This is a genomic window from Mesorhizobium sp. M0698, assembly GCF_040320455.1.
In the GTDB taxonomy this organism is placed as follows: Bacteria; Pseudomonadota; Alphaproteobacteria; order Rhizobiales; family Rhizobiaceae; genus Mesorhizobium.
The window spans coordinates 1-11171 of the sequence record NZ_JAMYPQ010000050.1 but is presented as its reverse complement, the minus strand read 5'-3'; the positions used below and the strand labels follow the sequence as shown (position 1 = coordinate 11171).

Sequence of the window (11171 nt, the reverse complement as noted above, 5' to 3'; positions counted from 1 at the left end):
GCAAATTGAACAGGCAGACAGAAGGAGTGTTCCCCGATGAAGTTCAACTTTTGTAACTCTGGTCGTAGGTCAGCCTTAGGATGGCCGGCGTATATTAGAACCTCATGACGGCGGCTCGAGTCGAAAAGCAATCAACGAGCGGAGAGGCCGTCGCGTTCCTTGTGACTGCGGTGGCGCGGTGAGGCACAAGGCTCAATGCGGAGCGCCAGCGGCCGCGATCAGCGCCTCGTCGAGAATCCACTTCAGCTTCGCCGAGCCTGGTAGCTTCATCTGCTTGCCGTTCTTACTTGCCAGGAACGACATGCAGCGGTCGCAGTATGCCATGCGGGACCTTCAATATGTCGCCGTATGTCGCCGCGTCGGATGGCCAGGAAGCGGCCAGTGCCAGTTGGACTTTGTGATGGAGCGGCGCAGCGGCGAGCGTCCACGGGCCGTTTTCCTTGCGCCGATCTTCCGCGATCTTGGCCTTTTCCACGCATCGCTGCAGGATTTTTCGCGAGGTGAATTGAGACCCGCCACGATGCTGATCTCTGCGACGGTCAAGGCCCGTTTCGGCGGGCTCTACTCCGGAACAATGTCCTCTTCTGAAAGTTTCCTTAGATCGCAAAGGAGATTCGAGATGTCAGAAAGCCGCGAATGGTTTGTCCAATGGCTTAGAGATGCCCATGCCATGGAAGAGCAGGCCGAAACGATGTTGAACGGGCAGTTGGGTCGCATCGAGAACTATCCGGAGCTGAGCGACCGGATCCGACAGCACCTCGACGAGACGAAGCAGCAGGCTGCCCGGCTGAAGACTTGTCTCGATCAGATGGACGAGGGTTCATCCACGATGAAGGACGCTGGCGGTAAGCTGACGGCGATGGCGCAATCGCTGAGCGGCGTCTTCGCTGGAGACGAGGTGATGAAAGGATCGCTCGCGAGCTACACGTTCGAGCACATGGAAATCGCCTCCTACACGATCCTGATTGCCGCTGCTCGATCGCTCGGCGAAACGGAGGCTCTTCGGGCTTGCGAAGAGAATCTGCGAGAGGAAGTCGCGATGGCGGATTGGCTGAAAACCCGTCTTCCCTCAACAACCGAGCAGTTCCTTGCGCGGGCCGAAGCGGACAGCGACAGCGCCAAGCGGTGATCGGGTAGGAACGTAGTGACCGCGAACTGGGTGATCGGGATTCGTCCGCTAGCGCGTCCCCCTTCGTGAACGCTGGGCAACGAACACGCCTAGCAGGCGGTCGTCGAGCTGCGCATTTCGAGAAATTGCAACGACGAGCGATGCTAATATTGCGGCGTCGTCACTTAGAGAGTCGAAGCGTTCGCCTGCGCAAGCCTGGTCAAATACGCATTGGCAATAGCCAGATCGGAAGGGCTAGCGCAGCGCTCGGCGAGATCAAGCTCGAGTGGGCGTGTTAAAACGTTCGAAACGAGGTCGCGATAGCGGAATGCCCGAGAACGCCCCAGATGACTGAGCAGTTGCGTGCGCGGGCACCGGCAGCGCCAAGCCGGATCGGAGAAAGTTCGTCCTGACAGCGGACAGAGCGCGCCGTTGCGCTCACGTTATGGGGTCGGCAGCACTTGCACGGTTTTCGGGGTGAATTCCGCTTCAGCCGGTTGCGGGCGGTTTCACTGAACGCCGTGACCCGACGATCATCATGCTCGAGGGGTTGTTTTGTCCGATCTTGTCCGCCGTGCGCATCGTCATCGCGCCGTCCGTGGTTGCCAGAATATGCAATCCGATGGCATCCCGTCTGAACTGGTCTGGACTCGATAACTGAGCGCGGCATCATGCTTTGCTTCAGGACGACTGTTTCTCTGCAATGACCTCTGTCTACGCTGTTCCAGTTCGGTCGGTTTCCATCCGGTCATTCAGACGTCGTTGATACGCAAAGCCGACAGCCGCGGCGACTGCCAACCCTGCCGCCGCCAGAAGGAGTTTGTCCTGCGTATGCTCATCGCCCGATGCGTCTTGAACAGCTAACCAAGCGTCATCCAAGGGCCCGGGTGCTCTTGCGGCAGTCTCGCCCTGGTGCTGCCCATCGCCGCTATGGCGGATACCCGCAGCCAGACGTTCTGTCTTCTCTTTAACAGTTTCCTTGGCCACGCCGGTCAACTCGGCAGCTTCGCGTTGTATTTTGCCAGCCGTTTCAACAGCGAAATCACTGACGCTTTCCGCCAAATCGCTAGATTGCTCCTTCAGGCGCTCCTTGGCGTACGATAGGTGATCAACCTGCTGCTCGCTGGGTGGCCGGGCTGAATTGGTCCGCAACAAGCTGATCAATCCCGCTCCGACGAGTGCGGTTGCGATCGGCGGATGGCGGAGGAAACGCCACCCCAAACCGGCCCCAATCGCCAAAGCAGCGCTCGGATTGGCAGCCGCCTTGGCCTTGAGATCGTCAATAATCGCCTGCGCCACCGATTGCATTGAGGCTCTTGCTTTCTCCACCAGCGCATCCTTTGCCTCAAGCGCTTCGTGTTTCAAATCATCGGTAAATTCGGAGAGCGTGTTTGGCGACCGAAGTGTCGACAAGTCCTCGGCGAGCTTAGCCCGGGCAGCCTCAACTTCGTATTCAAGATGCTCAAGTTGCGGATCGGCCATCATAAATCTCTCTTGCCACCGGGGCGGGCAGGTTTGCTCGACCGAGCGTTGCCCGACCGCTGCGATTTGGCCGTTATTCCTTCCGAAGGGGTGGCGCTGCCCGGTTGCAGCTTGGCGGCCGGAGTGGATGAACCGCTCGATCCACTTGGGCTTGGCGAAGGCGGCTGCACGGGTTCACTTGATTGCTCTTCTGACAAGGCGCTTCCAAAGGCGCCCGCAACGTCCCTTGCGACCTCCTTCAGGCCGTCCGAATTCAGCCCATGTTCCTCGGCGGCGCTTTTGAGCCGTTCGCCCGCCTTTGCTGTCGAGGACTTCAAGCGTTCCCCAGCTTTTTCAGCAGCATCCGTCAATCGCTCTCCTGCTGGGCCGAGCGTGCGCCTCTCGACATCGCTGGCCGGCAAAGCAGCAGCTATAGCGGCACCAGCTGCGAAGCCGGCCAGAACAAAAGCCAATGGCTGTTCTTCCACCATGCGGCCAATCGTGTCTTGCAACGTTGATTGGGCTTGCTGCACCACGCGCCCTGACTTCTCGGATACGGAGCGACCGGCCTGTTCTGCGTATGACGCGGCGGATGATGCGTACTGACTTGCGGTTTCACTCACCTTCTCCCCAATGCCGGCTAAATTGTCGCGCATGGCCTCTGCTGTCTCGCTAGCCTCTTCCTGCGCTTTGGACGCCCCGCCGCTGGCGGTGCGTACGTGCGGAGCATTTTGGCGCCCGTCGGTTGCACGGGATTGCTCGCGATGCCCGGCACTTGAACTGCGGCTGCGCATTAGCAGCGCGCACCCTGCTGCGACGAGCAGAAGGCCTTCGGGATTGTTCCTAGCGGAGCTGAGAAGCCATTCTTTCGTTCCAAAATCCTGGACCTGTGAATTGCGGCTCATGTTAATTGCTCCTTGGTTGTCGCAATATCCTGCTTTATTTGGCTTATGGAGTGTGTCGGCAGAAGTTCTTTTTGCGCATCAGCGCGGCCCCGATAGTAGGCGAAAGCAGCGGCGAGGGCCGTTGCGGCCGCGACGATCAGACACGACCAGTGCAGGGCCATCCCTAAGCTGGCTATTCCAAGTACGAGGGCTTGCACTAGAAGCAGAGCGGCGACCACTCCCAGCACGCCAGCAGCAGACATCCACACACCTGCTTGGAGCTTCGTTGAGACGTTGGCGGACAGCTCCGCATGCGCCAGGCGCAACTCTTTTTGAAAGAGGTCCGCGACGTCCGCCAACACTGCCGACAGTGCTTGAGGGAGAGGCGAATTCTTCAGTTGTTCCTGTGCCATCAGATCAGTTCGCTCCCTGCCGCCTTCCCTTGATGGACTCTGGTGCGGGAGGCGCGCTCTTCAGTGTGCGGAACGTCAAAAAGCCCGCTACGGCGGCCAGCCCAAACACCAAACCCGGCTTGCGCCTCGCCAAATCGGACGCTGCAAGAACCAGCTGATCGACGGACCTGTCTCGCAGGTCGTCTGCGTATCCATCAAGCCTATTCGCGAAGGTGCGCACGACCCCAGCGACTATCGGTGCGTTTGCGTCGAGGTCCTCGGCCGCACGCTTGGTCGAACTCGCCAGTTGGCCCATCACCTCGGCGCCGCTGCCGACCTGACGGTCCAACATCTCCTTCACCTGATTGGTCACGGTGGACGCGCCACCAACGGCCGCCCGTTTGGCGGTTTCCGCTGCCCCTTGCGCTATGTCGGACGCTTTGGATAACGTGCCGCTTACGGTCGCTCCTATGTCTTCCGAGGTACCGTCACCAGCTCTTACCGCAGTCGGGGGACGCCGTTCAGAATTCCGGTTGTTCATGGTTTCCTCCATTCGAGGAGCAAACGGAGGTAAGGCACGTTGGTTCCAAATGAGTGACTATCTGTGGTGTCAAGTTGCGTTTGCGAACTCGTGGCGCGCATCGCGTGCTTTTGCATTGGGAATGATGGGTAGCTTGCGGGCGGGCGCAATGCGAATAGTCATCTTTTCCTTTCCTGTCTGAAGGCGCGGGGGGATCATATCTGGCGACGGTGAGCGCGATGAGGAAGAGGATGGAGCGCGGACCTTTACGGCCGCCGCGCACCGGTCTTCGACCGCTGCGTCTGCCGCTGTCATTGGCGATCGGCGCCAAGCCCACGAGTTTGGCGATGGCCTTATTGGAAAGGTGTCAATCTCGGACAACTCGGCCATCAGGAGTACGCGGGGCCCTTGACCGAACCGAAGACCTGATCGAGACAGGCCCACAGCGGATCGTCGTCGAGTAGCGAGGCGATCTCGCCCTTCAAGTCGGCGGCTCTGACGCTTGAGCAGAAAAATGAACCTCGTCGAGGCTGGCGAGGTTTCGGCATCGGCGACGATGCTTTTGCGTTGCTTCTGGATGGTGAGATCGCCAGTCACCTGGGCAAGCCGGGCGACCAGCGCCTTGAGCCGTTGCTCACGCTCGGCTGCAGCCGCTTGACGATGGCGTGCAAATTGATCTGCGCGCTACGCGTTGCGCTCGTCCAAACGCGACTGCTGGTCGGCGGCATCGGCCGGTCCGCCCAGTGTGTCGGCGACCGTGGCACCTCGCGCACCCATCGGCTGCTGCGCACCTGTGGTGGTGTCCATCGCTGTCTGATGCTCCATCTCGGAATTCAGCTCCGCACCTACAACCAGGATAATCACAGAAATCCAAGTCCACATCATCAAGCCGATGACTGCCCCAAGAGCTCCATACGTGGCGTTGTAGTTGGCGAAGTTTTCAAGATAATAGGAGAAGCCTATCGAGACTGCGATCCAGACCACAGCGGCGAGGAAGGCGCCCCATGTCGCCCATTGCCACTTTGCCCTTTCCCGGCTGGGTCCGTAGCGGTAAATCAGCGTGATCCCGACGCCCACCATGATCAGCATCATCGGCCACCGAAAGATCCGCACAAGGGCTTCGGTCCAGCCGCCGAGGTTCAGCAGCACAAGCATGGCCGGCACAATCCCCACCGAGATGATAAAGCCGATACCAATGAGGATGGCGCCAAGTGTGAAGCCCAAGGCCAGGAGATTCAGGTGGATGAAGCCGCGCTTTTCACTCTCCTCGTAGGCGATGTTCATGGCTTCGAATAGCGTCTTTATGCCGTTACTGGCGCTCCACAGTGCGACGGCAAGGCCGAAGATGAAGCCGAAGCTGAGCGCGCCAGCCTTCTGAGCGGCCAAGGACGCAAGCTGAGATCTGATAATATCCAGACCTCCCGAAGGCAGTACGCCGCCAAGGAACGCAATGTGCTCAGCGATGGTCTGAGGATCGGCGACGAAACCATAGATGGACACGAACGCGGCAAGCGCTGGAAAGAGGGCAAGAAGCAGATAGAATGCAGCCCCCGCCGTGATCAGCATAACACGGTCCTCGGTTACCTCAGCAAAGACCCGCCACAGCACGTCCTTCCAGCCGCGGCTGGGAATCTCTGACGGCCATTCGGCATTGCGTCCGCGGCTCTCCCGTTCGGCCCGCCGCTCAAGTTGCACTTGACCTTCGTAAGCGTCCTCGGTTGTTTTCTTCGACATGGCCGCCGGTCCGGAGCATCTTCTTCGCGGGGCAAACGTATAATAGCGCCAAAGGATGCAGGTGCAGACCTGCGCTTATAAATAAACATCCGCCGCCTGCAGCAACACCTGCGCCATCCCCACTTGGCCCTTCGGCTCCCATGCCCATGTGGCGGGGGATGCGACGGCTGAGCGTGCATGTTGTCGGGACGACGCAGCCTGATCTAAATCCTCATTGCGCTGGATCATTTTAACGACACCCACGTTACCAGCCATGATCTCACTCGCGCCTGAACATCAGTTCGTCAACGCCGGAAGCATTCGGCTTCATGTCGTTCAGGCCGGGCCTGCCGAGGGTAAGCCGGTCATGCTCCTGCACGGCTTCCCGGACTTCTGGATCGGCTGGAGACGGCAGATCGGTACGCTCGCTTCCGCCGGATATCGGGTCATCGTTCCCGACCAGAGGGGCTACAACACCAGCGACAAGCCAGAGGGCATCCGCGAGTACACGCTCCCCAAGCTCCTCGGCGATGTCGTCGCCCTGGCCGACGCGCTCGGCATCGGAAGGTTTCACCTCGTCGGCCATGACTGGGGCGGCATCGTCGCTTGGGCCGCCGGGGCAAAGTTGCCTCATCGCCTGGACAAGCTCGTCATCCTGAATGCGCCCCATCCCGAGGTGCTGTTTACCCATGCCCTGCGATCTCCGACGCAGTTTCTGCGGAGCAGCTACGCGGTTTTCTTCCAGATCCCCTTGCTGCCCGAAGCCGTTTTGGGTGCGCGCCGCTCGGCCTTGCTCGCACGGGCACTCAGGACATCCAGCCGGGAAGGCGCCTTCGAAGAAGAGGAGATTGCAGAATATCGGCAGGCTTGGGAGCGGCCGGGGGCGCTGACCAGCATGCTCAACTGGTATCGCGCCTTGCGCTTTCGCCCGAGCCTGAAGGAGCGGATCACGACGCCCACTCTTGTTATGTGGGGGATGCAGGACCAGGCTCTGGAATCCGGGCTGGCCAAGCGCAGTCTCGCCCTTTGCGACGATGGCCGCCTGCAGACTTTCGAGGAGGGGACGCATTGGGTTCAACGCGAAGAGAGCAACGCGGTGAATGCGGCGCTTCTGGCGTTCCTGGAGGGCTGAGGAACTCAAAAATGGATAGAAACTGGGGGCAGCGTCAGATGGAGCCGGAGGAGGCCTGCAGGGCATTCCTGGCTGCTGCAAAAGAGGAGGGGACATTACAACTAGCTAAGTTGGATTGCGGTATAAGGTTCTATTATCTCCGACCAACACCGCGCTTTGCGGAGTAGATCGACAATGAGATCGACATCGTCCGTCGCCCTGACATCCCCAAGCGTGACTTCGTCGGTAATGAAAAGAGCGGTCGTGCATCCGCCCACAAATATCAGATGCTCCCGAAAGTCGCTTCCCAGCGCCTCGGCTACTATCTGTAGCATGTGGAGCAGCTGGCCTCGGATGGTAGTCATTTCTTCAGAAGCCTTTCAGAAAGCCGCTCACCGGCAAGGCCCACCTCCCGCTGGTTTCCGAGCCGGATCGCATCGACAAGCGCAAGATATTCGTCCAGCCGCTCATCTTTCGGAACAGCTTCAGGCACGCTCTTAAACAAGGGCTCGATCGATTGCCCCATATCCCGGCCTTCCGCAAACGGCCAGATGTGGATGTACTCACCGCCGCTTATCAGCAGTCCTTTTAGCATTGGCGCGGCAAAGGCCGTCGGCATGCCGCGCGTGATGCCGCCCGCCTTGCGGGGAACACAAATTTCAGTCCGTGGACGATAAAATTGTGTAGATTGCGGCGATGGGGATTGGCTCGGCCCGTATCTCGATCTTTGATGGCGAGTCCCGACGAGAGGCTTCGCTTGATGGAAGCGTCAATCTCGTTTTGCTGATCCCGAGTAGCGATTCCAGGCCGCGAACTGAGTACGGGGCCCCGCCCGAGAAGCTCCAATGAAGCTCCCCGGAGCCAACTTGCCCCTCCTGCTCCTGCAAGCTCACGAGCTTCAGAAGCACCACGATATCCTGACTTCTCATCCCATTCATGCGGTGTGTCCTCTGTCCTAGGACTAAGGACATAAGACCATATCAAGGTGTATGACCCCAGTGCAGAGCGAACTCAGAAAACATCAAGTTCTGGCAATGGCTTGCGCCGTCTCACTCGGCCTCAGCAAACTCGAAAGCCAACTCTCCGCCAGCGAACTGGCCGGGACGAACCGTCCTGATTTCGCTGCCGACCTCCATGATGATGCCGCAGTATTCTTGACCCATGTGCATGGGGCTTCGACATTCTGGATCCCCCTATACGGCCACAGGTCCGAGCCGCAAATGCAGGTCGCCGAGAGCTGGATGATGGGTCAGTCGGATGAAGAACCTTCGGGTCGGCGACTTCATCGCAGCGGATATCGCCAGGAGACGCTTTCCGCCTGAAGCCCTCGGCAAGCGTAGAGAGCTCGCGCTTTTGTTCAAAAATCTCGCGGCGCTTCGCACGGACGCTCGGCTGTCTTCGCGTCCGGGACAGCCAGGACCCACTTATCCGACGGTGAATTTCTGCGCTGACCAAACAGTGCGGCTGCACCTTATCAAAAATCGCGATCAGGATTGCGCGGAGAACTGGGCTTGATGAGCAGATGATTCTCCGTGGTCTCTTCGACCGCGAGTGTCTCGGCTCGACGGCATCGGTCTTGGCATCGCGATCCCTCACGCTCTGCTGGGCACGATCTCTTCGCCAGTCGTGTCTTTGACACGCTTGGTCCAGCCCGTTGACTTCGACGGGCCCTACGACGATCAGTCGATCTCATTTAGACTGTGCAGCCAGGGCCTTCTCACGTCCAGGCTAATAGCCCGTTTTGAGGCGTTTCGGCTGCCGCGGGAGAAGGCAGTATTTCGGCTTCAAGTGGGGCGGCTCTTCAGTGTTAGCGAGGCCGGCATGACCTCACATCAGATCTTCAACCATCCGCGCAATTTTCCCCAGACCTGCGGTGGTCCCTCTTGTTCTAAGGAGTCCCTGTTCAGCCGCGGCCGCCTTGAAGGCCTCGAGCGCAGCTTGCTGGCTGCAATGCCCGGCGAGGGACTCCTCGACCATTCGGATCGCGTTGAGCCGCCCCGGCTTTCCCATTCTAGGCCATGGTTGCTGAAGCACCTTCATTGCGTCGGCTATGGACGCGACCACCGTCAGGTTGCGATTGAGGCAGATTGTAATTGGACTGAAGGCCCGCATTCTTGTCGCTCCCCACGATTGAACGCAGCTAAACGCGAAGACAAGGGCAGTGGTTGCATGAATGTGGATTACCGCGAATTCAAAGAATCGCTGGCCGATGCGATTGAGGCTGAGCTGGCTCTCCTTGGGCCCGGCACTTTGCCTAGCCGGACCATCCTCTCGTCGTACAACAGGACCCGGCCGGCAAAAAGCATCTGTGCACCGTCCGACGCCGCGAACTATTTTTCGAGCTCGTCACGCCGCTTGCCGACGGCTTCTCAAGCACACCGCGACGAATTCGACGGCTGTGAGGGAGGAGATGAAAAGATTATGGTCGTTTCGTTGGGCCGTCCTTTAGAGCAGGGGCTCCGAGGCGGTTTGTATCGAGCAGATGTCGCATCAGATCTTGACCTGGAGATCGGCTCCGGCAGCGGGATCGGCGCAGCGCGGCAAGGATGCCACGTTCCTTCGGCGGCCCACCGGCGATGGTCTGGCTGACGGCCCCGCGAAGGCGCGAAGCATCGAGGTCTTCTTCTGCCAGTCGGGCGAGCCAACTTTCTTTGGCTGGGAGGCGGTGCAGTGCTTCGGCTCGGAACTGTTGACACATGCGCCAGGCTGGCAGACCGGAAGCGGCGGCGTGCCCTGACGTCATGGAGACTAGCCTCGCTTCCGAAGCCGCAGATTGTGATCTCGTTGGCTATGCAGAGCATCCAGCCGTCGTTTTGATCCGTTTCCGTCATCCAGAGCCAGCGACCATCCATGAGATCCGTCTCAAACGCTTAAAAGCCGGTGTTGCCCCGCCGCGACTGTGTGGAAATCAGCCATGTTTCAAAGTCGGAATGCTGGACGAACTCGACAAGGAACTGGAGCGACGCAAGCACTGCTTCGTTCGCTACGCCGACGACTGCCCTCTATGTTCGCAGCGAGCGTGCGGGCGCACGGGTGATGGCCAGCGTCGAACACTTCCTCGACAGGCGTCTGAAGCTGAGGGTCAAGATACGGAAGAGCGCGGTCAGCTTGGGAGAGGAGCGTTTCATAGTCTGGTGGGGCCTAATTCGCCTCGTAGTCCTAGTGGTCACCTATCGGCGCTCACCGGTCCCCTGAAGCGCCCGATAAACGCTCCGCTCACTGACCCCCAGTTCCTTTGGCTATCGCTGTTCTGGTCATGCCCTCGGCATCCAACTTCACGATCTTGTCGCGCTTCCCCATCGCTGTTGGCTTCCGTCCTGGGTACTTGGTCTTGTCGCCTTTTGGCGGCATCGATCCCGATCCGTTGGCGCTCCAGCATGACGCTACGCTCAAGGCCATCCGCCAGTATCTGGCCCTTCTACAAGTGGCGGCAGGCCGAGATCGTGGCGGCGGCCGAGCCGCTGATGCCTGGCCACCAGGCCTTTATCCGCATCATCAACCGGCGCGATCAGGCCAGACCTTTGATACGCCTGTTCGTGGCCTCCACGCTCATATCGGCGCAGCGGGCGCTCGACATCACTAGAGCTCATTTGGCAAGCAGCCCGCCGCTATACACTGGCCGTGTCCAGGCGTGGGCGTGGCCTTTCCGCTTGGGTATTAGGGTGCGGCCTGCCCGATCGGCCGTCCCTCGATCGACCCTGAGTTGCTGATCCGCATGCGGATCGTCGGCCAGCTCGTCCTCGACTCGATGAGCGAAGTCGTCGACGCCGTGCGCACCGGGAAGACAAGCCTGGAGCTGTAGCGGCATCGCCTGTCCCGCCCCGGTGTCGTCGCTTCGCTGGCGCCACGGTGAGAACGCATAGATCTGGTCCAGTATTTTCAGCATCAGAACGTTGAGCTGGCGGGAACTTGCTCGCCAGCCGAGTTGAGTTCAGGCGGTGGTCGGGGGAGATCAGCCAGCCACACGCTGGTGATTCCAACC

Annotated in this window: 10 protein-coding genes and 3 pseudogenes; 2 read left to right on the top strand and 11 right to left on the bottom strand. The window is 59.7% G+C overall.

What is annotated here, in order from left to right; genetic code table 11:
* Window positions 1-192: 192 nt before the first annotated feature.
* Window positions 193-324 carry a hypothetical protein gene (locus NKI16_RS33210; protein WP_352881761.1) on the bottom strand — a complete coding sequence of 44 codons (132 nt, stop codon included), beginning with the start codon at window positions 322-324 and terminating at the stop codon, window positions 193-195.
* Window positions 325-619: 295 nt separating this feature from the next.
* On the opposite strand from NKI16_RS33210, the gene NKI16_RS33205 reads away from it, so the two are divergent.
* Window positions 620-1129, top strand: coding sequence for a ferritin-like domain-containing protein (locus NKI16_RS33205; RefSeq protein ID WP_352924657.1), 510 nt, complete (start codon window positions 620-622; stop codon window positions 1127-1129).
* 693 nt (window positions 1130-1822) lie between these two features.
* Here NKI16_RS33205 and NKI16_RS33200 read toward each other — a convergent pair.
* The 6 genes and pseudogenes from NKI16_RS33200 to NKI16_RS33175 form a co-directional block, all read right to left on the bottom strand.
* Window positions 1823-2593, bottom strand: a complete 771-nt coding sequence (locus NKI16_RS33200) for a hypothetical protein (RefSeq protein ID WP_352924655.1) — start codon at window positions 2591-2593, stop codon at window positions 1823-1825.
* A complete protein-coding gene (locus tag NKI16_RS33195; protein ID WP_352706224.1) occupies window positions 2590-3474 on the bottom strand; it encodes a hypothetical protein in 885 nt (294 codons plus the stop codon). Before NKI16_RS33195 ends, NKI16_RS33200 begins: the two co-directional genes overlap by 4 nt.
* Window positions 3471-3866 (bottom strand): phage holin family protein, encoded by a 396-nt coding sequence (locus tag NKI16_RS33190; protein WP_352457931.1) that lies wholly within the window; start codon window positions 3864-3866, stop codon window positions 3471-3473. The genes NKI16_RS33195 and NKI16_RS33190 overlap by 4 nt, the downstream gene beginning before the upstream one ends.
* 4 nt (window positions 3867-3870) lie before the next feature.
* Entirely contained in the window at window positions 3871-4218 is a 348-nt protein-coding gene (locus NKI16_RS33185) for a hypothetical protein (RefSeq protein ID WP_156948222.1), read from the bottom strand.
* 237 nt (window positions 4219-4455) lie between these two features.
* Window positions 4456-5001: pseudogene (locus tag NKI16_RS34215) on the bottom strand (transposase); the annotation flags it as partial.
* 48 nt (window positions 5002-5049) lie between these two features.
* Complete coding sequence (locus tag NKI16_RS33175) at window positions 5050-6099, bottom strand: YihY/virulence factor BrkB family protein (protein ID WP_352924650.1); 1050 nt, start codon at window positions 6097-6099, stop codon at window positions 5050-5052.
* Between the two features lie 253 nt (window positions 6100-6352).
* Between NKI16_RS33175 and NKI16_RS33170 the strand changes: the two genes are divergently transcribed.
* On the top strand, window positions 6353-7210 hold the full coding sequence (locus tag NKI16_RS33170; protein ID WP_352903021.1) for an alpha/beta fold hydrolase: 858 nt from the start codon (window positions 6353-6355) through the stop codon (window positions 7208-7210).
* A gap of 340 nt (window positions 7211-7550) precedes the next feature.
* Here NKI16_RS33170 and NKI16_RS33165 read toward each other — a convergent pair whose 3' ends face one another.
* The 4 genes and pseudogenes from NKI16_RS33165 to NKI16_RS33150 all read right to left on the bottom strand — a co-directional run.
* Window positions 7551-7808 (bottom strand): hypothetical protein, encoded by a 258-nt coding sequence (locus NKI16_RS33165; protein ID WP_352848010.1) that lies wholly within the window; start codon window positions 7806-7808, stop codon window positions 7551-7553.
* A gap of 463 nt (window positions 7809-8271) precedes the next feature.
* Window positions 8272-8554: pseudogene (locus tag NKI16_RS33160) on the bottom strand (alcohol dehydrogenase catalytic domain-containing protein); the annotation flags it as partial.
* 462 nt (window positions 8555-9016) lie between these two features.
* Window positions 9017-9229: a DUF982 domain-containing protein gene (locus NKI16_RS33155; RefSeq protein WP_352516152.1), complete on the bottom strand. Its 213-nt coding sequence runs from the start codon at window positions 9227-9229 to the stop codon at window positions 9017-9019.
* A 734-nt stretch (window positions 9230-9963) separates the two neighbouring features.
* Window positions 9964-10119, bottom strand: a pseudogene (locus NKI16_RS33150) (diguanylate cyclase); the annotation flags it as partial.
* Window positions 10120-11171: the final 1052 nt, after the last annotated feature.